The following is a 22321-nucleotide window of genomic DNA, read 5'->3' as shown; positions in this document are numbered from 1 at the left end:
AGGAATTTTGAATGGAAGCACATCGTTATCTACCAATGACTGAAGAAGATAAACAAGAGATGCTACAGGCAATTGGTGTTCAATCAATTGAAGATTTGTTATCAGATATACCAGAGGATACACGCTTTAATCGGACATTAGCAATTGAACGGGCGTTAAAAGAGCCAGAGTTGCTTTCGTTTTTTCAGCAACTTGCTAGAGAGAATACATCCATTAAAGAATTTCCATCGTACTTAGGTGCCGGTGTTTATGAACATTATATTCCTTCTATCGTTGATCACGTCATTTCTCGATCTGAATTTTATACAGCGTATACGCCTTATCAACCAGAAATTTCACAAGGTGAGCTACAAGCGATCTTTGAATTTCAAACGATGATTTGTGAGTTAACGGGAATGGATTTAGCCAATTCATCTATGTATGATGGACCAACCGCTTTAGCAGAAGCGGCAATGCTCTCAGCAGGGCATACGAAAAAGAAAACGATTCTAGTATCAAAGTCGGTTCATCCAGAAGCAAGAGACGTACTGCGAACAAACGCATATGGACAAAATTTAGAAGTAAAAGAAATTGATACAAAAGACGGTGTAACGGATGTAGAAGCTTTGAAGCAGCTTCATGATCATGATGTGGCCTGTGTCATTGTTCAACATCCGAATTTCTTTGGAAGTTTAGAGCCGTTAGCCGATATTGAGGAAATCACTCATTCAACAAAAGCGCAATTTGTTGTTTCAAGTAATCCGCTTGCACTCGGTTTATTAAAGCCCCCTGGTGAATTCGGGGCAGATATTGTTATTGGCGATGCTCAACCATTCGGTATACCGACGCAATTTGGCGGTCCGCATTGTGGGTATTTTGCAACAACAAAAAAATTAATGCGTAAAGTGCCAGGACGTCTTGTTGGTCAAACGGTTGATGAAAATGGCCATCGAGGCTTTGTGTTAACGTTGCAAGCCCGTGAGCAGCACATCCGTCGTGACAAAGCAACGTCAAATATTTGTTCTAATCAAGCATTAAACGCGTTAGCTGCCTCTGTAGCTATGACAGCTATTGGGAAAAAAGGCGTAAAAGAAATGGCCACACAAAATGTACAAAAAACAAACTATTTAAAGAAACAGCTCCAGCAACAAGGCGTCGCTATTAAAGCTTATGGAGCAACGTTTAATGAATTTGTAGTCGAACTGAATCAATCGGTTGAACTTGTAAACAAAGAGCTTTTCAAAAGAGGGATTATTGGCGGATTTAATTTGGCTGAAGTCGATGATACTCGTGAAAATCAAATGCTCATTTGTGTGACAGAGCTACGTTCAAAAGAAGAGTTGGACCACTTTGCAAAAGAACTGGGGGCGTTCGCATGACAGTACAAAACGGAGGAATGGCACTAATCTTTGAAGAAAGCAAAGAAGGGCGACTCGGACATAGTTTACCAGAACTCGACATTATTGAAGAAGATATGAGTTCTCTTATTCCGGAAGCGTTTTTGCGTGAGCGAGAACCTGAGTTACCTCAAGTATCAGAACTACAAATTATGCGGCACTATACTGCTTTATCGAGACGAAATCACGGTGTAGACTCAGGATTCTACCCGCTAGGCTCGTGTACAATGAAATACAATCCGAAAGTGAATGAAGATGTCGCAAGAATATCTGGACTAAGCAACGTACACCCTTACCAGCCAGCATATCAAGTTCAAGGTTCTCTTAAGATGTTGTATCAGCTTCAAACGTCACTAGCAGAAATTACAGGTATGGATGAAGTCACTCTTCAGCCAGCAGCCGGTGCTCATGGTGAGTGGACAGGACTAATGATGATTCGTGCGTATCATGAGGCGAACGGAGACTTTAAACGGACGAAAGTCATTGTGCCTGACTCTGCTCATGGTACAAACCCGGCATCAGCAACAGTAGCAGGATTTGATTCGGTAACAGTCAGAACAAATGAGTTTGGTCTTGTTGATTTGGATCATTTACGTGAAGTTGTTAATGAAGAAACAGCAGCGTTAATGCTAACAAACCCGAATACCCTCGGATTGTTTGAAGCAGATATCGTTGAAATGGCGGCAATCATTCATGAAGCAGGTGGGAAGCTTTATTATGATGGTGCGAATTCAAATGCGATTTTAGGAATTACTCGTCCAGGAGATATGGGTTTTGATGTCGTTCACTTAAATTTGCATAAAACATTTACTGGTCCTCACGGAGGCGGTGGACCAGGTTCAGGTCCTGTTGGTGTGAAAAAAGATTTGTTGCCGTTTTTACCAAAACCGGTTCTAGTGAAAAAAGCAGATCAATATGAATTCGATTATCATCGTCCCCAGTCTATTGGTCGTGTGAAGCCTTACTACGGAAACTACGGCATTAATTTACGGGCATATACCTATATTCGCACAATGGGAGCAGAAGGATTAAGGCTCGTATCTGAATACGCCGTTTTAAACGCAAACTATATGATGAGACGATTAGCACCTTTTTATGATTTACCGTATACACAGCACTGTAAACATGAGTTTGTGCTATCTGGAAGACGACAAAAGAAACTGGGTGTTCGTACGCTTGATATAGCAAAACGATTGCTTGATTTTGGCTACCATCCACCAACCATTTACTTTCCGTTAAATGTTGAAGAATGCATGATGATTGAGCCAACAGAGACAGAATCAAAAGAAACCCTTGATGCATTTATAGACGCAATGATTCAAATTGCTGAGGAAACAGAAAAAACACCTGAAGTGGTTCAGGAAGCACCACACCACACCGTTGTGAGCCGACTTGATGAAACGTTGGCAGCTAGAAAACCGATTTTAAAATATGAACGGCATGGAGAAACGGTGCATTCGTAGTTAGAAACAAAGAAAAGCAGCTGTGCACAACAGCTGCTTTTCGTTTATTTTTTCTTTTTTACTTTACCTGTCCATTTTCGGAAGCCGCCTTTTAGATGAGAAATATCTTCGGCTCCTCGTTTCTTTTTAATAAGTTTTGCTGCTTGTTTGCTTCGAGCCCCTGATTGACAGTAAATATACACAGGTTGATCTTTGCGAATTTCGTTTTGTCGCTGACGAAGCTGAGACATTGGAATATTTCGTGCGCCTAAAATGTGGCCGCCGTCGAATTCACGGGTCTCACGAACATCTATAAGTTGCGCTTTTCGGTAGCCTTTAATAAACTCATCTTGAGATAGTGTTTTTAAATAGTTTGGTGTACGTAACCGGACAACGATAAATGTAAGTAATGCAACTGTAAGCACAATAAGAATAATAGTCTGTAATTCCATAATTCTAGCGAACTCCCCTTCAATGTTTCATCTTTCTTTATTATATCGATAGGGCGTAGGTTTTTCAATCGTAAGTATGGCAAAACGAAAACAACAACAAGAAGGAAGCGATTTAGTTGACTGAAATTTGGAGATTTATTTATTCCGGAAACAAAACACCCTCTTACAATATGGCTTTAGATGAAGCGTTATTAAATTGGCATAGTAGCGGTGCCATTCCCCCAACCATTCGGTTTTATGGTTGGAATCCCGCGACGCTATCCATTGGCTACTTTCAACAGTTAGAAAAAGAAATCAATATGGAAAAAGTAAAAGAAAAAGAGTTAGGTTTTGTACGTCGTCCCACAGGAGGGAGAGGTGTACTTCATGAGCATGAATTAACGTATAGTGTTATCGTTTCAGAGCAGCATCCCGCTATGCCTGCATCTGTAACAGAAGCGTATCGTGTCATTTCTACCGGTCTACTTGAAGGGTTTAAAGAGTTAGGGCTCTCTGCTTACTTTGCTGTTCCTGAAAGTAAGCAAGAAAAGGAAGCGTTAAAAAACCCTCGTTCTTCTGTTTGTTTTGATGCACCGTCTTGGTATGAACTTGTTGTAGAAGGTAGAAAAATTGCTGGAAGCGCTCAAACGAGACAAAAAGGGGTCATTTTACAGCATGGCTCAATCGTATTCAATTTTGACGTCGACAAGCTGTTCGATTTGTTTCATTATCGCTCGAACCGATTGCGAGAACGAATGCAGCAGCAATTTTTAAAAAAAGCTGTAGCCATTAATGAGTTAAGGGAAAAGCCTGTTTCTATGCAAGAAGCTGTTCATGCATTTAAAAGCGGATTTGAAAAAGGACTAGGGATTATCCTTGAACCTTATACGTTAACAGCGGAGGAAGAAAAGGAAGTCCAGCAGCTTGCAAAAGATCGGTATGAAAACGACGAGTGGAATTATAAGAGATGAAAACCTTGAAGAGGAAAAATTGTTTGTGCTACTATAGACGATACGGTTAAAAGGAGTTTGCTGGAGGGACGTGTTTTTTTGCAATATGAATATGAACGTGCGGCATTTATTCATGCCTTTATTCGTACAAAACAAACGCTATTAAAGCAACAGCTTGAAGGTGTGCACGAAGATGAAAAAGAAATAAAAGAAACCTTTTGGGATAATGTAACAATGAATTTTTCCAATACGGAGGATGCTGAAGAAACAATCTCTAGTATCCGTCAGCAAGCAGAGCTTTTACATGAGCGAGAGCGTAGCAGCGATGTTATGAAAAAGCAAATGAAGACGCTACGTAGACTCGCTAACGCCCCTTATTTCGGACGGATTGATTTAAAAGAAGAAGGACAGAAGCAAGAAGATCCTATTTATATTGGGTTAGCCTCATTAATGAACGAGTCGGAAGAAGAGTTTCTTATCTATGATTGGCGAGCGCCAATTTCAAGTGTGTATTATGACGCAGAGATTGGACCAGTTTCCTACAATGCGCCTGCTGGTAAGATAGAGGCTGACTTAGTTGGGAAGCGGCAATATGTGTTTCGCAGAGGTCAGCTGAAAGCGATGTTTGATACCTCTCTTGCGATTGGAGATGAACGATTAAAGGATGCGCTAAGTGATCAAGCGTCCACTTCCATGAAAACCATTGTATCTACCATTCAAAAAGAGCAGAATAAAGCGATACGAAATGAAAAAAACCGCTTTTTAATTGTGCAAGGAGTAGCTGGTAGCGGTAAAACGTCTGTTGCAATGCAGCGAGCCGCCTATCTATTATTTCGACACCGAGAGCAGCTGGATGCGCAGCAGTTGATATTGTTTTCTCCAAATGAGTTGTTTTCAAACTATGTTTCGACTGTGCTTCCGGAATTAGGTGAAGAAAATATGACTCAGCAAACTTTAAAAGGTTACTTATATAAACGGTTAGGGAAAAAATTTGAAGTCGAGAATCATTTTGAACAGTTGGAGTTTATGCTCTCAAATGAGACAACAGAGCGTTATCGTACACGGAAACGTAGTATTGAATTAAAATCGAGCCCTTTATTCAAACACTATTTGGACGATTATTTGGCTGAACTTGAAATTGACGGTGTTTTGTTTAAAGACCTACGCTTTAAAGGCAGTACGATTGTGAAAAAAACAGATATTCAAACGTACTTTTACTGCTTAGATCATTCCATTACGCTTCAAAACCGCTTAAAACTTACGGCTGAGTGGCTGTTAAAGGAGCTTGCTAAGCAAGAAGGTAAAGAGCGCTCCAGTGATTGGGTGGAACAAGAACGAGAGCTTGCCGATAAAGAGACATTAATGCAGACTTACCATCAAGTAGACGGGAAGCAATTAAATAGCGATACATTTGATCTTGAAGAGCAACAAGAAAAATTGCTGGCAAAACGGATTGCTAAAGCAGCATTTAAGCCATTACAGCGACTTGTGCGGTCGTTTTCGTTTTTAGATAGTGATGCAATGTACGAACAATTTCTACTTTCGGATCGTCATAAGAAGATTGATGGGTTTTCAGAAGTAGCTTTGTTTACCGTCCACGAGCTTGGCGAAGGACGAATGCCCTATGAAGACGCCACACCTTATTTATACTTGTTGGATCAATTAAAAGGGTTGCAAGTAGACCGATCAATTAAACATGTGTTTATTGATGAAGCTCAAGATTATTCGTCATTTCAATTAATGTATTTGCAGATGTTATATCCGCGTGCCCGTTTTACAATCGTTGGGGATTATTCGCAATCCTTAAACCATCAGTTCGGTACGGCTGCAGAATTATTAGCTGGAATAGGTCTTCCTAAAGAATCCACGTACATTGAATTTAAAAAGAGTTATCGATCGACAAAACCGATTATGTCGTTTAGCCGTGAACTATTGCCAGAGCCGAAGAAAGTGGAGCCGTTTGATCGAGACGGAAAACAGCCGACCATTGTTCAGGCGGCCAATCAAGTAACCGTCATTAAGCCTATGGTAGAGTTCATTGAATCGTCACAAGACGAAGGGTATCAAACCATTGCAATCTTAACAAAAACAGCTGAAGAAGCGAAAAAAGCCCATGCGACGTTAAGTGAATGGCTAACGATTCAGCTTGTTACAGAGGATCATCATGAATACGATACGGGGATTGTAGTGCTACCAATTTATTTAGCAAAAGGAATAGAATTTGATTCCGTTCTTGTTTTTAATGCGTCGGACCAGCAGTTTCATACGGAGCAAGAACGGTTTCATTTGTACACAGCATGTACACGAGCGATGCATGAGCTTGCGCTGTTCTCTGTAGGAGCGCCGTCTCGTTTCTTGCAGGAAATTGATGAGTCTGCCTACAAAAAACAAACGCTATCCTAAACGGATGCGTTTGTTTTCTTTTGTACATGTTCTTTTAATGCTTGCTGAAGCTTTTTCGTTACAGTACCAACAGAAATAGTCGCTTCAATATCACCTTTAAACGTATGAACAGGCACGATCTCTAGTGAAGTGCTGGTAATAAATGCTTCGTCTGCGTGCAGGAGTACTTCTTTAGGGAATGGTTCCTCTATAACCCCAATTTTGAGTTCTTTTGCAATCGCTAAAATCTCTTGCCGTGTAATCCCGTTCAATATGAGGTTGTTAGCTGGATGGGTATAAAGAGTCTCATTATTAACTAAAAATAAATTGGAAGATGATCCTTCCGTTACACCTGATTCACGATAGAGAATGGCTTCCTCACAATCATGATCAAACGCTTTTCGTTTAGCCATAACATTTCCAAGTAAATTCAATGACTTAATATCACATCGAAGCCAGCGTACATCCTCTGTTACATAAGCAGCGACACCTTGTTCTTGCTTAGTGTCCACACTTTTTCCTTTTACTTCAAAGCCAAGGATAACCGGCTTTTCTTCTTTCGTATACAAATGATTGCGGTCACTAGCACCTCGGGTAATTTGCACATAAATCGAGCCGTTTTCCGTTTTTAATGTTTCTTTGTAATCGTGTAGCAGTGTTTTAAATGCTTCAAATGAATGAGGAATTTCTAACTCAATTTTTTTTGCACTTTCATAAAGTCGAGTTAAATGTTCATCAAGGGTGAAGTATTGGCCGTTATAAACGCGAATGACTTCATAGACGCCATCCCCAAAATGATAGCCACGATCTTTATAAGAAATTGCCACGTCATTTTCATCAAGAATTGAATCGTTATAGAGAACGTATGTCATTAAGATGCCCTCGCTTTTTTTATCGTATTTACCTTATTATTTTCCGTAATCCTTAACAATTTGTCAATAACGTTCAAAAACCTTTGTATGAAATTTTGATTTTTAAGCACGATAGTAGTATCAAAGTAGGAAAGGAAGTTGAGCGTGAGACCCTTTTATCCTCAGCTAGTATATATTGAGCCACGTGCTCTTGACTATCCGTTAGGAAAACAGCTATATGAAAAGTTTAAAAAAGAGGGCGTTGAAATTAGAGAAACAACCTCTCACAACCAAGTGCGGAATATTCCAGGAAAGAATGATAATCAAAAATACCGAAATGCTAAATCTACACTCGTTATTGGTGTTCGTAAGACGTTAAAATTTGATACATCAAAGCCTTCAGCAGAATATGCGATTCCTTTAGCGACTGGCTGTATGGGTCACTGTCATTACTGTTATTTGCAGACGACTCTTGGAGATAAGCCATATATTCGCACATATGTAAATTTAGAAGATATTTATGAATCTGCTGATCGATATATTAAAGAACGAGCCCCAGAAGCAACTCGATTTGAAGCGGCTTGTACATCTGATATTGTTGGCATCGATCATTTAACCCACTCTTTAAAGAAGACAATTGAGTTTATGGGTGAGCGCGATCACGCTCGTTTACGGTTTGTTACAAAATATCATCATGTTGACCATTTACTTGATGCCAAGCATAACGGGAATACTCGTTTCCGTTTTAGCGTTAATGCGGCACATGTCATTAAATACTTCGAGCCGGGGACATCTACTTTTTTAGAACGAATAGAAGCAGCAGGAAAAGTAGCGAAAGCGGATTATCCATTAGGATTTATCGTTGCGCCAATTATTTGGCATGAAGGTTGGGAAGAAGGCTATCTCGAATTGTTTGAGCGACTAGAAGCGATTTTACCTGCTTATGCCAAAAAAGACCTCACGTTTGAAATGATTCAGCACCGGTTTACAAAAACGGCAAAGCGAATTATTCAAAAACGCTATCCGAAATCAAAGCTTGAAATGGAAGAGGAAGAACGCAAATACAAGTGGGGACGCTACGGTAGAGGGAAATATGTCTACCAAGATGAACAAGCCGGTGAGCTGCGTAATACGTTAACTGACTATATTGATCGCTTTTTCCCACAAGCGAAAATTGAATACTTCACGTAATCTCCTTGGTTCTTCCTCCCATTTTATAGTAAGATAAGAGTGAATGGATTTATGTCCGCTTTGGATTGGGGGGATTCTATGCCAACACCGAGCATGGAAGATTATTTAGAACGTATTTATATGTTGATTGAAGAAAAAGGCTATGCCCGTGTATCTGATATTGCAGAAGCACTTGAAGTCCACCCTTCTTCGGTAACGAAAATGGTACAAAAGCTAGACAAAAGCGATTATCTTGTTTATGAACGATATAGAGGTTTGATGCTAACAGCAAAAGGAAATAAAATTGGAAAGCGGTTAGTCTACAGACATGAACTGTTGGAAGATTTCATGAAAATTATTGGTGTGAATGAAGATCATATCTATCAAGATGTTGAAGGGATTGAGCATCATATTAGCTGGGATGCGATCGATCGAATCGGTGATTTAGTTCAGTACTTTCAAGAAAAAGAAAGTAGACTGGAAACATTAAGAGATATTCAGAAACGAAACGATCAAGCTGATTAATAGGGTTTTTAAGGGAGATGCAAGGGTTAACAATGCCTTGCATCTTTTTTGTTTTCATTGCTTTTTGGTTGATAAGAAATGAGTCAACCCCTTTTGCTCATACAGTTAAAGTAAAAGGGGGGATCGTATTGAAGGTCGATGCTGTCTTTGCTGGTGGTGGGGTGAAAGCTTTTGCCTTTGTTGGAGCCATTGATGAAGCGGAAAGGAGAGGGCTTTTATTTGAACGCATTGCAGGTACAAGTGCCGGTTCAATTGTGGCGGCATTTCTAATGGCCGGTTATTCAAGTAAAGACATTTTCACGATGTTAAATTCTCTTGATGTAGCAACATTTCGAGATGAACGTCTTGCGGTTATGCCTTTTAAAATTACGAAATGGTTAAACCTCTATTTCCGAATGGGTCTCTATAAAGGGGATAAATTAGAAGAGTGGATTAAAGAACAATTAGAACAAAAAGGAGTCAGAACGTTTAGTGACTTAGCCCCGAGTTCGTTACGAGTCGTTGTATCAGATGTCACAAGAGGTCAAATGGTGGTCATTCCAGATGATTTACCGAAGTACGGATTAGACCCAAACCGATTTAGTGTGGCGACTGCTGTACGAATGAGTTGTAGCATTCCTTATTTTTTTGAACCGGTTAAATTAAAAAATCAAGCTGTTGGGAACAAGCCTTCCTATATTGTGGATGGCGGTTTATTAAGTAATTTTCCGATGTGGGTTTTCAAAGATGGTGTGCGAGGTGGTTATAAAAGGCCAGTCATTGGATTTCAATTATCCCCTAAAGAAGGGGAACGTCCTATTAATCAAGTGCACAATGCTTTTGATTTGTATAAAGCGATTTTTGAGACAATGACGCATGCACATGACGCACGTTACATAAGTCAGGATCATGCGCGCAATATTGTATTTATACCGGTTGAACATATTAAAGCAACTGATTTTGATTTAACTGATGAAGAAAAACAGAAGATGATTAGATTAGGTAAGGAGAAAACGGCACAATTTTTAACAAGTTGGAGCGGATAAAAAAAGAAGAAAAAAGCATAGTTACGCTTTTTTCTTCTTTTTCGTATTCTTTCCTTCGATAACCGTTAAATGAGGAGAAGATCGACGCTTTGGAACTTTTTTTAACTGTTTTTGATTTAATTCTCTTTGCTTAACAGAAGGAGAGAATGTTTTTTTTGTTTGAGGCTTTACGGTGCTTGTTCGCTGTGCTTTTCGTATTTGTGATCGGTTCGGTCCTTTTGATGTTCGGCCTTTAAACGGCACGCCATATCGCTTGGATAAGTAAAACCGGTAACCGAGATAAATCATACCAGCAAAAAGAGCCATACCCCCAATGGCGCTTAAAAAGTAAGGAATGTTTGAAAGAATTTGGATAAAAGCCAGTATACAAATAATCGGCACTAAAATCATAAAGAGTTTCTTCATAACAATCCCCTTCCTAAATGGACATGAACAATCGATCACGTTCTTCTACTTACAGTATAAAGTGAATGACACAACGCAATCAAGTGCATGATACATTTCTATTTCGACAGTTTTTTTAAAAATAAGAGGTATCCTGTTAAAAAAAGTCATGTTTTTGTTTTTTTAAGGACATCCTACTAGTGGAGGTGTTGATCGTATGAATAAAATGGATCAAGAAATCATTGACACGAAACAAATGGGATTTCCAATGAAAGTCGTTCTTATTGGTTTTTTTGGCGGTTTAATTTGGTCGTTTATAGGCTATAGTAGCTACTATTTTCATTTAACAGAAGTTGGTCCGTCCTTTGTCTTACTGCCGTGGGCTTTAGGAGACTGGAAGCTAGGTCACACTGGTCAACTCGTTGGCATTGCTGTCATTGCCATTCTCTCAATAGGCATCGCCTTTTTCTATAAGTGGACGTTACAAAAAGTGAATAGCATGTGGCCAGGTGTAGGATTTGGTGTTTTGCTTTGGGTCATTGTATTTTATATACTTAACCCGTTTATTGTTGATCTCAAACCTGTTCAAAGCTATTCATTAAACACGATTGTGACAACACTTTGTCTCTTTATTTTGTATGGATTATTCATCGGCTATTCCATTTCTTATGAGTATGCTGAACAAAATGAACCGATGTCAAAGGAAGATTCATTTAAAGCTGAATGAAGTTGTGCTACAATTCTCTTATTAACCATTTAGAAATGAGGGAGTCGCATGACTATTATTCAGTCTTTGCAAAAGAAATTACGGGACCATGACGTGGATGGGTTTTTAATCATGAGTCCGATTAATCGTCGTTACGTTACTGGATTTACAGGTACAGCAGGTGCAGTGCTCCTTACTGAAACGGATGCACGATTCATCACTGACTTTCGTTATGTGGAACAAGCGGAAGAACAAGTTCATGGTTTTCAAATTGTGAAACAAGCTGGGACGCTCATGAACGAAATTGCTGTTCAATCAAGTTCTTTAGGCATTAAGAAATTAGGATTTGAAAAAACAAAACTTACATATGCAGAATATGAACAATTGGAGCAAACGTTAACAGGTGCAACCCTCGTTGCAATCAATCAAATGGTGGAACCGCTCCGCCTTATCAAAACGCCAGAAGAGATACAAACGATGAAAAAAGCCGCTGATATTGCCGAAAAAGCGTACGCGCACATTCAAACGTTTATTAAACCAGGGATCAAAGAAATTGACGTTTCAAATGAACTAGAGTTTTTTATGCGCAAACAAGGTGCTGTCTCGTCGTCTTTTGATATTATCGTCGCTTCAGGTGTACGATCTGCTTTACCACATGGTGTTGCCTCTGAAAAAACCATTGAAAGTGGCGAGCTAGTTACGTTAGATTTTGGCGCTTATTATGAAGGGTATTGCTCTGATATTACACGTACACTCGCCGTTGGTAACATCTCCGATGAGTTGAAAACGATTTACGAAACGGTTCGTGTGGCACAGCAACTTGGGATTGATGGCATAAAACCAGGGATGACTGGCAAAGAAGCAGATGCGCTAACGCGTGATTATATTAAAGAAAAAGGATACGGGGACTATTTCGGACATTCTACAGGTCATGGTTTAGGAATGGAAGTACATGAAGCGCCTGGTTTATCAATGGCATCAGATGTGCCGTTACAGCCAGGCATGGTCGTAACGGTAGAACCGGGTATTTATATTCCTGGTGTTGGCGGAACACGAATTGAAGATGATATTTTAATTACGGAAACGGGAAATGAACGATTAAATTATTCCTCAAAAGAACTTATTATCCTTTAAAAGAGGAATCGGAAAAGGCGGAGACACACTCGTGAAGCTGTGGTATAGTAACTATTGGGAATAAGAGTGTTTAATTGGAGGATATAGAATGATATCAGTTAATGATTTTAAAACAGGTTTAACGATTGAAGTAGATAATGGTATCTGGCAAGTGATGGAGTTTCAACACGTAAAACCAGGTAAAGGAGCTGCATTTGTACGGTCAAAATTGCGTAACTTGCGTACTGGTGCTGTCCAAGAACGGACGTTTCGCGCTGGAGAAAAAGTAGCGAAAGCGCACATTGAAAATCGCCGTATGCAGTACTTGTATGAAAGTGGCGATATGCATACGTTTATGGATAATGAAACGTATGAGCAGCTAGAGCTTCCAACAAAGCAAATTGAACATGAACTGAAGTTTTTGAAAGAAAACATGGAAGTACATGTTATTACATTTGCAAGTGAAACTTTAGGCGTAGAAGTACCGAACACGGTGACGTTAGAAGTGACTGAAACAGAACCGGGAATTAAAGGCGATACTGCTTCAGGTGGAACAAAGCCGGCTACAGTGGAAACGGGTTTAACTGTTCAAGTGCCTTTCTTTGTTAACCAAGGGGATAAGCTTATTATTGATACGAGAAACTCTTCTTATGTATCAAGAGCGTAGTAGGGTTAAAGTTGAAATAGAAAAGCCGTCGCAATCTTAATGATTGCGGCGGCTTTTATTTTTCTAATTCATATGCAGTAATTAATGACTCTTTTAAATAGCTTGCGATTTCATCTGCTGTTAACGAGTCTGTAGTCATTTGTGAATGATTTAGTGCATAGGCTTGTTGTCTTGATGTGTAAAGGTCTTCTAATTCTTCTACTGATTTTCCTTCTAAAATGGGACGGTTACCGGTGAGCATATGAATGCGATCTTTCCAAGAATCAAAACGTATGTCCAAAAAGATAACCAGGCAATGTTTTAAACAGTAGTTGCGAATTGCTTCTTGTGTAAACGCACCACCGCCTAGAGAAATGACTTTCATTCTTGAAGCGCTAGCATGAAGCACGTGTTCTTTTTCTATTTCGCGAAAATATGGTTCTCCATGTTTCCGGAATAAATCGGGAATAGACATCCCTTGCGCATGCTCAATTTCTGCATCAATATCAATAAAATCTCGATAAAGCTTTTGGGCAAGTAAACGTCCAACCGTTGTCTTCCCTACACCCATAAATCCAACGAGAACGATGTTTCTTTCAATTAAAGGCAAATTATTCACTAGTCAACACTCACTTTTATGCATTATGTCCCAGTATAGCAAGAAATAAAGGATGGTGCCGAATAATTTAATCAAAACGGTGTTGCACTATCCCTTTGAATGACGTAAACTAGTAGTATCTTAATCCCGATTAAATTAATAAGAATAAGGGGTGTTTAAATGAATGTTTCCGTTATTAACGGTCAATCTAAAAAAGCAGACGGTTTAACAGCTTATTTACAAATGACTTATCCCTTTATCAATGCTTATTCCCTTGAAACGATGTCAGTTCATGATCTTAATCAAAACCGAGCGACACATTTAGTGTTTATTATTCCGGCTAAAAAAACGCCTTATCTCCATTTGAAACGCTTATTCCGTGGTCTTAAGAGCGATCACCAGCCATCAATCACGATTATTACAACAGAAGGAACAGACGCTCACCACGCTATTATTCAAATGTTGGTAAGAGATCATGTTCGCTCCTGTACCCATATTCAACTACCTGAACATCTTGTTCATCTGAGGACGGACGGCCAAGTGATTCAGCAACGAAAATTACTGAAGCGTTTGCTCCCGCTTCAGCAAGTGTTGTATGCAGATTTAGATAACAAAACGGTTTCCTAACAAAGGAGATCGTTTTTTTTGTTGTGTAGGTTGGTTCTTAACTTGTCTACTTTTACATAACGTAATACAAAACGTGCAAAGCGTTCTATGTCTAGAAAATCCAAGTAAGAGAGGTAGAAGCTAATGCAGTCAATTTTGAACTTGCTGCCTCAACACGTGGAGGCTTATGTTACACAAGCGATGAAAACGAACAAAAGTATAGAAGAGATCCGCTTACGTATTAATCAGCCGGTTGAATGCTTGTTTTCGAATAAGACGTTATTTTCTTCCACTTTCTTTACAGAAGAAGATGCAAATATGTTTCTAAATCAACTTAGTGCGTACTCGCTATACGCATTTGAAGAGGAGCTTCAAAAGGGTTATATCACTATTGAAGGCGGGCACCGGGTAGGGTTAGCTGGAAAAACGATTTTGGATAATGGAAAAGTAAAAACGATTCGTCCTATTCGTTCTTTTAATATTCGAGTTGCAAAACAAAAGCTAGGTGTATCAAATAAGCTTGTGGCTGAGCTTTATGACGGAAAAAACGGCTGGCGCAATACATTAATTATTGGCGCCCCACAAACAGGAAAAACAACATTATTACGTGATCTAGCCAGAAATGTTAGTACAGGAACAGCAACCATTCCGGCGAGTAAAGTAGCGGTTGTGGATGAACGTTCAGAAATAGCTGGTTGTATGAATGGTACACCCCAACACGACTTAGGTTCACGAACAGATGTATTAGATGGTTGCCCAAAGGCAGAAGGTATGATGATGATGATTCGCTCCATGTCTCCGCAAGTGATGATCGTCGACGAAATTGGAAGAGAAGAAGATGCTCAAGCCATTCTTGAAGCGAGACATGCTGGAGTTGTCATCATGGCAACTGCTCATGGGTACTCATTTGAAGAGATAGCGAAACGGCCAATTTTTAAACAACTTCTTAAAGAGCAAGCGTTTGATCGTGTTATTGAAGTTGGACGAACACCATATCCAGGTGCCGTTAGCAAAATACGCATTCCTTCATTGGTTTATCAACGATGAGATGGCTAGGAGCGCTTCTTATTGTTTGCTGTACGACAGCTTACGGATTTTATCAGGCACGACTTCTTAAAGAACGTCCGCAGCATATCCGGCAGTTGCGGTCAGCACTACAATCTCTTGAAGCAGAGATCGTATATGGACAAACACCTTTAGCAAAGGCATCCATTAATATTTCCAAGCAACTAAATGGCCCTGTTGCCGCGTTATTTGCATCTTTTTCACTAAAGCTAACCGAACGAAAAGCTACTGCCAATGAAGCATGGGAAGCGGCCGTTGAGGAGACATGGAAATCCCTATCTTTGAAAGAAAAAGAAAAGGAAGTCTTGCTTCAATTTGGTGCGACTATCGGGACAATGGATAGAAACCATCAGCAAAAGCAGTTGAAATTAACGCAAACTCATTTAGAAAGAGACGAAGAAGAAGCAAGAGGTCTTCAAGAAAGGTATGAAAAAATGTACAAAACATTAGGTGTGTTAGCAGGTTTATTAATTATCATTCTAATGATGTAGTGCAAGTGAAAAGGAGGAACAGTAACGTGGCCTATGATGTAAATACCATTTTTCAAATAGCAGGGATCGGCATTATTGTAGCGATGTTGCATACAGTTCTTAAACAAATGGGGAAAGAAGACTGGGCCCATTGGGTGACGTTAATTGGTTTTGTTGTTGTTCTCTATATGGTTGCAACCATTGTAGATGATTTGTTTCAAAAAATAAGAAGCGTTTTCTTATTCCAAGCTTAGAAGTGGAGGGGATCGGCGATTGAAATTATACAAATTGTTGGTTTGGGTCTTATCGCCACGTTCTTAGCTTTAATTGTGAAAGAGCAAAAGCCTGTTTTTGCATTTTTGCTAACGCTGTTTGTCGGCTCACTCATTTTCTTATTTTTACTCGACGAGATAGCCAGTGTTATTCAATTAATTAATGATTTAGCTGTACAAGCAAATATTCACACAGTTTATTTACAAACGATTTTAAAAATAATTGGGATTGCCTATATAGCAGAATTTGGTGCTCAAATTTCACGGGATGCTGGTCAAGCGGCTATAGCGAGTAAAATTGAATTAGCAGGGAAAATTTTTATTCTTGTCCTCGCGATTCCAATCATTAAAGCAGTGATTGAAATGATTCTCGCTTTACTCCCATCGTAAGGAGGACAAGCATAAATGAAAGGTAAACTGGTTTTTGTTGCCACCATGCTTATGCTCTTTATCACCTTTAACGTTGAAAGGGTTTCTGCGGAAGAAGAGGACCCAACACAAGCCCTTCATGACTTAGTAGAGGAACAGATTGATATTCTGAAAATGGATGAGATACAAGTTTTCTGGAATGAAATCGTTGATGAATACGGCGGTTTTTTGCCAGAGAGTCAGAAAGGTTCTCTAACTGATTTTTTAACTGGTGAGAAAACGTTTGATGTTAAAGAATGGTTTATCGGCTTCATTAAATATTTGCTTCATGAACTTGTTTTAAATGGGAAATTGCTTGGTATGATCTTGCTTTTAACCATCTTTTCATACATTTTACAGTCGTTTCAAAGTGCGTTTGAGCAGCACACGGTAAGCAAAACAGCGTATGCGGTTACGCTCCTTGTACTGTGTATGATTGCAATGAATGGCTTTCATAGTGCGATGACTTATGCCATTGAAGCGATTGACGCTATGATTCACTTTTCAATAGCGCTCTTGCCAATGTTGCTCGCATTAATGGCTTCTCTCGGTGGGCTATCGAGTTCAGCACTTTTTCATCCGGTTATCATATTTTTAGTGCATACGAGTGGTATCTTAGTCAAAACATTTGTATTGCCAATGTTGTTTATCTCTGCTGTTCTTGGAATCGTGAGTACGTTTACAGACGATTACAAAGTGACGCGCTTATCGAATCTCTTTCGAGTGCTATCGCTAGGCTTGCTCGGCGTATTTATGACGGTCTTTCTAGGCGCTGTGTCTGTTCAAGGCACAACAGCAGCAGCTGCAGATGGTCTCACACTCCGAGCCGCAAAATTTATTGCAGGCAACTTCATCCCGGTTGTTGGACGGATGTTTACAGACGCAACGGACACGGTTATGAGCGCATCCTTATTACTGAAAAATACAATCGGCATGAGCGGTTTAATTATGCTGCTGGCGATTTGTGCGTTTCCAGCTTTAAAGGTTCTTTCCATTGCATTGATTTTCCAACTTTCCGCTGCCGTGCTACAACCTCTTGGAAATGGCGCAATTATTGATTGCTTAGCCATCATTGGCAAAGCTGTTTTGTATATATTTGCTGCAATGGCGTTAATCGGCTTTATGTTTTTCTTAGCAATCACGATTATGGTTGCTGCAAGCAATATTGCCTTCATGATGCGATGAAAGGGGAAGAGCATGACGTATATAAACGAATGGATAACATCGATCGTTATCATTATTCTTCTAGCGGTTGTATTGGAAATGGCTTTACCGAACACCAAATTAAAGAACTACGTAAAAATCACAATGAGTTTACTTTTACTCCTTTTTTTGCTCCAACCAGTTCTGAACATATTCTACGAAGATCCAGATGAATGGCTAAATGAAGTCATACAGCAAACGATTTCAGAGGAAATAAATGTAGAAGAAGAAATAAATTCGCAAAAAAAAGATATAGAACGGTTCTTTGATGCATATACATCTGAACAAGTGGCTGTCCAATTAAAAGACCAAGCAAATGGAGACTTGAAAAAAGAAGAAGACCTCATGGTCACGGACCTTTCCATCATTCAAGATAACAACGGAGAATTCACACAGATTGAAGTAGTTGTTGTTCCTTATCAAGAAGAAGAACGTACAAGCACATCTCGGACAGATGAGGTAGAGCCAGTTTCAATTATGATTGGCGAAACCGAATCTAAGGAAGATGCGGTTTCTTATGAGGAGCAAGATGTGATTTCGATGTTAGCGGACATTTGGGGAGTGCCGAGTTCAGTCATAACGCTAAAAGAGGAAGGGGGATGGGTGAATTGAATAATGAAGCAAAAGATACAGACTGGTTTAAGAAATGGTTACCGAAGCAGCCGGATAAAAAAAAACGGAACATTTCGCCCAGGTATCTGTTGCTCTTAGGCGGTATTGGCGTACTCTTCATGCTTTTAGGTCAACTGTATCAACCAGCTCAAGAGGATCTCCCTGCTGTAGCCCCAGAAGAAGAGGACGCAACACCAGTATTTGCAAAAGAAGCTGAGAGGAACTCGATGGAAGATTATGAAATGCGCTACGAAAACGAGTTAAGAGATCTATTAACGGAAATTGTTGGAGTGAATGCAGTATCCGTAACCGTTAATTTAGCGGAATCTGAACGACATGTGTATGAAAAGAATGTGCGCATAGGTAAACAAACAACTTCAGAAACCGATCGAGAAGGTGGGACACGCCAAGTAGAAGATGTTCAAGAAGAAGAGTCTGTTGTCATTATCCGTAATGGCGATAAAGAAGAGCCTTTAGTGAGCTCAACAGAAAAACCCTCCGTTGCGGGCGTTCTTGTTGTGGCGGAAGGAGTGGAAAACATTCAAGTAAAAGCATTTGTTGTAGAAGCGGTTACACGCTTATTGGATGTTGCCCCCCATCGCGTATCGGTATTACCTAGAAAAATCGAGGAGGAATAAAAATGGTCTTGAAAAAACAAACAGTATGGCTACTAACAATGTTATCTCTAATGCTCGTATTAGGAACGTACTATGTGTTAAATGATTCTGGTGAGGAAGCAACGTCAAATAATCTACTAGAAGAAGCTGAACAAGTACTGGACGGGCTGAACGAAGAAGATGCAAATGAGGAGTTGTTAAGCCAAGTATCTGGCAGCGATACGATGACTGAGGCTCGTTTAAAGCGTGAAGAAGTTCGATTAAAAGAAGCAGAAGAGGTTAGTCGTGAAGCTGCAAGTTCAGAAACAACAGCAGAAGAAAAAGTTGCTGCGAATGATCGTGCGCTTGAAGTACTAGCTGTGACAGATGTGGAAGAGCAATTAGAGGAATTAATTAAGGAAATTGGCTACTCAGATGCACTTGTTCAAACGGGAGATAATAAAATTGAGATATTGGTTCAAGCAGACGCGCTTTCAAAAACTGAAGCGCTAGCCATTATGTCACTTGCTCGTGAAGAGTTAAGTTTGACGGATCAAGACCAAGTTTATGTAAAGCACGGAGAATAATAGAAACAGAGGGCTTGAAGCAATTCAAGTCCTCTTTTTAGATTCAGAATGCAATCCATCCTCACCCATGGTATAATACAGCAATGTAGAATGAAACAAGGAGAGATTGTAATGGATTGGTCCGAATTAACAGAAGGGGCAAAGGCTGTCCTTGAGCAAACCAGAAACATTAAAAACGATCATATACAAATCGTTGAATTCGAAGTAGGCTTTTCTGAAGAAGTCCAAGATGAGGATGGCGACTCGTTTCGTGTCTCCATTCAAGAAGAAGACTATACAAACTTAAAGCAGTACACTCAAGAAAATGAATACGGTGATAAGTTTCACATGGCGAGAAATAAAAACGTCGTCAAAATTATTTTGTTAGAAAATGGGAAAATCCCTGATAACTTGTCTGAGTTTCCTGTGTTTCGCCAATATAAAACAGAGGTATCGAACCCAACAGAACCAGCTGAGTAAAGAGGGGAAACCCTCTTTCCTCTTTGTTTACAAAGATAAGCATACATAGAGGATTCTAGAGTTTTATCGAGAAGTCTATAAAGTAGACGAAGTTTCTAAGAAGAATTGTCAATCATAAGGAGTTGTTTTATTGTGTTAAAAGTAGAAGAAATTAAAACCTTAATAGATGCATTACATCAATCTTCCGTAAATGAGCTTGAGTTAGAACAAGAGAATGTGAAACTATCATTGAAAAAGCAAGTAGCGACCCAAGTGAGTGAACAAACTGTACAAGCTGTTGCACCAGCTACAACAACGAATCAAGCACCTACACAAGTACAAGAGGCTCCAAAAACAGAGCCAGCTGCTGAACCGGTTCAGGAAAACAAAAACCTTATTACGGTTACCTCTCCAATGGTGGGAACGTTTTACGCAGCTCCTTCACCGGACGCAGATCCATACGTACAAGAAGGCGATACAGTTGATGAAGATACGGTTGTTTGTATCGTAGAAGCGATGAAATTAATGAATCCAATTGTTTCTGAAGCAAAAGGGAAAATCGTCGAGATTGTTGCTGAAAATGGAGAACTAGTAGAATACGGGCAGCCGTTAATGGTTGTTGAACGTCAATAGCTAGGGGCGAGGACAAGTTATGATAAAACGAGTATTGATTGCAAATAGAGGAGAAATAGCGGTACGTATTATTCGAGCCTGTAAAGAGCTCGGAATTGAAACAGTTGCAGTGTTTTCTGAAGCCGATGCGGATGCATTGCACGTCCAATTAGCGGATGAAGCTTTTTGTATCGGACCAACCGCGTCAACAAAAAGCTACTTGAACTTCACGAACTTAATGAGCGTTGCGACATTAACTGAAACAGATGCGATTCATCCCGGTTACGGCTTTTTATCCGAGAATGCCAATTTTGCAGAGATATGTGGGGATTGCAACATTACATTTATCGGTCCGAGTCCGTCAGCCATTAGTAAAATGGGGACAAAAGATGTAGCAAGAGAGACGATGAAAGCTGCTGGAGTTCCAGTAGTGCCTGGTTCAGAAGGAATCATTGAGTCGTTTGAGGATGCCCAACAAGTTGTTGAAAAAATTGGCTATCCAGTCATTATTAAAGCAACGGCTGGCGGAGGCGGAAAAGGTATCCGCGTTGCGCGTGATGAAAAAGAGTTGAAATCGGGAATCTCCGTAACCCAGCAAGAGGCAGCCACGGCTTTCGGTAATCCGGGTGTTTATCTAGAAAAGTATATAGAAGATTTTCGACATGTAGAAATACAAGTATTAGCTGATAATTTCGGGAATACCATTCACTTAGGTGAACGTGATTGCTCGATCCAAAGAAGACTTCAGAAGTTAGTAGAGGAAACCCCATCTCCAGCCATTACGCCTGAAAAACGTGCAGAAATGGGAGCGGCAGCTGTTGCTGCTGCAAAAGCTGTTGAGTATTCAGGAGCTGGAACGGTTGAATTTATATTTGATCACCATACAGGCAGTTATTATTTCATGGAAATGAACACCCGTATTCAAGTAGAGCACCCTGTGACAGAAATGGTGACGGGAATTGACTTGGTGAAAGAACAAATTCGAATTGCCAACAACGAAAAACTTCGTGTTAAACAAGAAGATATTACGTTTAAAGGTTGGTCAATTGAATGTCGTATTAACGCTGAAAATCCGCTTAAAAACTTCATGCCTTCACCTGGAACGATTCAAGAGTATCTTGCTCCTGGTGGCTTTGGTGTAAGAGTCGATTCGGCAGCTTATCCTGGTTATCGAATTAGCCCATTTTATGACTCTATGATTGCTAAAGTCATTACCCACGGTGAAACAAGAGACGAAGCGATTGCGAAGATGAAGCGAGCGCTTGAAGAATTTGAAATTGATGGCGTTGATACGACGATTCCATTTCATTTACATTTGTTTAATCATGAAAAGTTTGTTTCTGGAGATTTCAATACGAAATTTATTGAAGACTATGAAGTCATACCTACTAAACAATCGTAAAGGAGTCGTGCATAATGGAAGATCATCAATTACTTGAGTTAGAAGAAGAAAAAAACGGTTTAGGAAAAGTTGAAATTTCACCAGAAGTAATTGAAGTTATTGCTGGAATCGCTACACAAGAAATTGAAGGTGTGGCAGCACTTCGAGGTAATTTCGCTGCTGATGTAGCAGAACGATTAGGCCGCAAAAATCACGGCAAAGGTGTTAAAGTTGATTTAACAGAACAAGGAATTATCGTTGATGTCTCTATTGTTATTTCATACGGAGCATCGGTTCCAGAAGTGGCAAAGTTGATTCAGTTAAATATTCAACAAGCCCTTGAAACGATGACTGCCATTCAATTAACAGAAATAAATGTTCATGTTGTGGGCGTCTATTTTGATACACCAAACGCACCCACGGAAGAAGAAGTTGAATAAAAGTAAGACGATGATATGGAGAAGAGAATCGA

Annotated in this window: 27 protein-coding genes; 23 read left to right on the top strand and 4 right to left on the bottom strand. The window is 39.8% G+C overall.

Translation table 11 applies throughout. The annotated features are described in order from the left end of the window. The first annotated feature begins 11 nt into the window (after positions 1-11). Both gcvPA and gcvPB read left to right on the top strand, forming a co-directional pair. A complete protein-coding gene (gene gcvPA, locus PQ477_RS00400) occupies positions 12-1358 on the top strand; it encodes an aminomethyl-transferring glycine dehydrogenase subunit GcvPA (RefSeq protein ID WP_274272804.1) in 1347 nt (448 codons plus the stop codon). Then, on the top strand, positions 1355-2839 hold the full coding sequence (gene gcvPB, locus PQ477_RS00395) for an aminomethyl-transferring glycine dehydrogenase subunit GcvPB (RefSeq protein ID WP_144559256.1): 1485 nt from the start codon (positions 1355-1357) through the stop codon (positions 2837-2839). The genes gcvPA and gcvPB overlap by 4 nt, the downstream gene beginning before the upstream one ends. Positions 2840-2883: 44 nt before the next feature. On the opposite strand, the gene PQ477_RS00390 is transcribed toward gcvPB, so the two are convergent. Beyond that, complete coding sequence (locus PQ477_RS00390; RefSeq protein ID WP_035395727.1) at positions 2884-3270, bottom strand: rhodanese-like domain-containing protein; 387 nt, start codon at positions 3268-3270, stop codon at positions 2884-2886. A gap of 170 nt (positions 3271-3440) precedes the next feature. Between PQ477_RS00390 and PQ477_RS00385 the strand changes: the two genes are divergently transcribed. Together PQ477_RS00385 and helD are read left to right on the top strand one after the other, a co-directional pair. Then, positions 3441-4220 (top strand): lipoate--protein ligase family protein, encoded by a 780-nt coding sequence (locus tag PQ477_RS00385; RefSeq protein WP_274273605.1) that lies wholly within the window; start codon positions 3441-3443, stop codon positions 4218-4220. A 78-nt stretch (positions 4221-4298) separates the two neighbouring features. Further along, positions 4299-6602, top strand: a complete 2304-nt coding sequence (helD, locus tag PQ477_RS00380) for an RNA polymerase recycling motor HelD (protein ID WP_274272803.1) — start codon at positions 4299-4301, stop codon at positions 6600-6602. Here helD and dat read toward each other — a convergent pair. Then, positions 6599-7453, bottom strand: coding sequence for a D-amino-acid transaminase (gene dat / locus PQ477_RS00375; RefSeq protein ID WP_035395729.1), 855 nt, complete (start codon positions 7451-7453; stop codon positions 6599-6601). The genes helD and dat overlap by 4 nt on opposite strands. 144 nt (positions 7454-7597) lie before the next feature. Between dat and splB the strand changes: the two genes are divergently transcribed. The 3 genes from splB to PQ477_RS00360 all read left to right on the top strand — a co-directional run bounded on the left by splB (position 7598) and on the right by PQ477_RS00360 (position 10152). Continuing rightward, entirely contained in the window at positions 7598-8623 is a 1026-nt protein-coding gene (splB, locus tag PQ477_RS00370) for a spore photoproduct lyase (protein ID WP_035395731.1), read from the top strand. Between the two features lie 78 nt (positions 8624-8701). Then, the gene (gene mntR, locus PQ477_RS00365; RefSeq protein ID WP_035395733.1) at positions 8702-9127 is read left to right on the top strand and encodes a transcriptional regulator MntR; all 426 of its coding nucleotides are present in this window, start codon (positions 8702-8704) and stop codon (positions 9125-9127) included. Positions 9128-9255: 128 nt separating this feature from the next. Beyond that, a complete protein-coding gene (locus PQ477_RS00360; protein WP_144559254.1) occupies positions 9256-10152 on the top strand; it encodes a patatin-like phospholipase family protein in 897 nt (298 codons plus the stop codon). A 21-nt stretch (positions 10153-10173) separates the two neighbouring features. Here PQ477_RS00360 and PQ477_RS00355 read toward each other — a convergent pair whose 3' ends face one another. Then, on the bottom strand, positions 10174-10557 hold the full coding sequence (locus PQ477_RS00355; protein ID WP_035395735.1) for a hypothetical protein: 384 nt from the start codon (positions 10555-10557) through the stop codon (positions 10174-10176). A 196-nt stretch (positions 10558-10753) separates the two neighbouring features. Between PQ477_RS00355 and PQ477_RS00350 the strand changes: the two genes are divergently transcribed. From PQ477_RS00350 to efp, 3 genes are all read left to right on the top strand, one after another. Continuing rightward, a complete protein-coding gene (locus PQ477_RS00350; RefSeq protein ID WP_246117039.1) occupies positions 10754-11263 on the top strand; it encodes a YqhR family membrane protein in 510 nt (169 codons plus the stop codon). 48 nt (positions 11264-11311) lie between these two features. After that, positions 11312-12376 (top strand): M24 family metallopeptidase, encoded by a 1065-nt coding sequence (locus PQ477_RS00345; protein ID WP_035395737.1) that lies wholly within the window; start codon positions 11312-11314, stop codon positions 12374-12376. A gap of 88 nt (positions 12377-12464) precedes the next feature. Next, on the top strand, positions 12465-13022 hold the full coding sequence (gene efp / locus PQ477_RS00340) for an elongation factor P (protein WP_035395740.1): 558 nt from the start codon (positions 12465-12467) through the stop codon (positions 13020-13022). Positions 13023-13077: 55 nt separating this feature from the next. Here the strand turns inward: efp and PQ477_RS00335 are convergent, their stop codons facing one another. Continuing rightward, on the bottom strand, positions 13078-13620 hold the full coding sequence (locus tag PQ477_RS00335; protein ID WP_035395743.1) for a shikimate kinase: 543 nt from the start codon (positions 13618-13620) through the stop codon (positions 13078-13080). Positions 13621-13779: 159 nt separating this feature from the next. Between PQ477_RS00335 and PQ477_RS00330 the strand changes: the two genes are divergently transcribed. From PQ477_RS00330 to PQ477_RS00270, 13 genes are all read left to right on the top strand, one after another. Next, on the top strand, positions 13780-14226 hold the full coding sequence (locus PQ477_RS00330) for a hypothetical protein (RefSeq protein WP_035395746.1): 447 nt from the start codon (positions 13780-13782) through the stop codon (positions 14224-14226). A 123-nt stretch (positions 14227-14349) separates the two neighbouring features. Beyond that, positions 14350-15252 (top strand): stage III sporulation protein AA, encoded by a 903-nt coding sequence (gene spoIIIAA / locus PQ477_RS00325; RefSeq protein WP_274272802.1) that lies wholly within the window; start codon positions 14350-14352, stop codon positions 15250-15252. After that, on the top strand, positions 15249-15761 hold the full coding sequence (gene spoIIIAB, locus PQ477_RS00320; protein ID WP_274272801.1) for a stage III sporulation protein SpoIIIAB: 513 nt from the start codon (positions 15249-15251) through the stop codon (positions 15759-15761). Before spoIIIAA ends, spoIIIAB begins: the two co-directional genes overlap by 4 nt. Before the next feature lie 26 nt (positions 15762-15787). After that, positions 15788-15994: a stage III sporulation protein AC gene (spoIIIAC, locus tag PQ477_RS00315; protein WP_038481281.1), complete on the top strand. Its 207-nt coding sequence runs from the start codon at positions 15788-15790 to the stop codon at positions 15992-15994. 18 nt (positions 15995-16012) lie between these two features. Beyond that, positions 16013-16402, top strand: coding sequence for a stage III sporulation protein AD (spoIIIAD, locus tag PQ477_RS00310; RefSeq protein ID WP_035395846.1), 390 nt, complete (start codon positions 16013-16015; stop codon positions 16400-16402). A gap of 15 nt (positions 16403-16417) precedes the next feature. Then, on the top strand, positions 16418-17605 hold the full coding sequence (spoIIIAE, locus tag PQ477_RS00305) for a stage III sporulation protein AE (RefSeq protein WP_035395753.1): 1188 nt from the start codon (positions 16418-16420) through the stop codon (positions 17603-17605). A 12-nt stretch (positions 17606-17617) separates the two neighbouring features. Further along, positions 17618-18235 (top strand): stage III sporulation protein AF, encoded by a 618-nt coding sequence (gene spoIIIAF / locus PQ477_RS00300; protein ID WP_274272800.1) that lies wholly within the window; start codon positions 17618-17620, stop codon positions 18233-18235. Next, the gene (spoIIIAG, locus tag PQ477_RS00295) at positions 18223-18873 is read left to right on the top strand and encodes a stage III sporulation protein AG (protein ID WP_060703914.1); all 651 of its coding nucleotides are present in this window, start codon (positions 18223-18225) and stop codon (positions 18871-18873) included. The genes spoIIIAF and spoIIIAG overlap by 13 nt, the downstream gene beginning before the upstream one ends. Before the next feature lie 2 nt (positions 18874-18875). Beyond that, positions 18876-19418, top strand: a complete 543-nt coding sequence (locus PQ477_RS00290; protein ID WP_035395759.1) for a SpoIIIAH-like family protein — start codon at positions 18876-18878, stop codon at positions 19416-19418. Positions 19419-19529: 111 nt separating this feature from the next. Further along, positions 19530-19877 carry a hypothetical protein gene (locus PQ477_RS00285; RefSeq protein WP_035395762.1) on the top strand — a complete coding sequence of 116 codons (348 nt, stop codon included), beginning with the start codon at positions 19530-19532 and terminating at the stop codon, positions 19875-19877. Between the two features lie 132 nt (positions 19878-20009). After that, positions 20010-20489 (top strand): acetyl-CoA carboxylase biotin carboxyl carrier protein, encoded by a 480-nt coding sequence (gene accB, locus PQ477_RS00280; RefSeq protein ID WP_035395765.1) that lies wholly within the window; start codon positions 20010-20012, stop codon positions 20487-20489. Positions 20490-20508: 19 nt separating this feature from the next. Next, a complete protein-coding gene (gene accC / locus PQ477_RS00275; RefSeq protein WP_035395768.1) occupies positions 20509-21870 on the top strand; it encodes an acetyl-CoA carboxylase biotin carboxylase subunit in 1362 nt (453 codons plus the stop codon). Between the two features lie 14 nt (positions 21871-21884). Further along, positions 21885-22289 (top strand): Asp23/Gls24 family envelope stress response protein, encoded by a 405-nt coding sequence (locus PQ477_RS00270; RefSeq protein ID WP_035395770.1) that lies wholly within the window; start codon positions 21885-21887, stop codon positions 22287-22289. Positions 22290-22321: the final 32 nt, after the last annotated feature.

Source organism: Shouchella hunanensis (assembly GCF_028735875.1).
In the GTDB taxonomy this organism is placed as follows: Bacteria; Bacillota; Bacilli; order Bacillales; family Bacillaceae_D; genus Shouchella; species Shouchella hunanensis.
The sequence above is the reverse complement of the archived record's forward strand: the minus strand, read 5'-3'. Positions and strand labels throughout refer to the sequence as shown.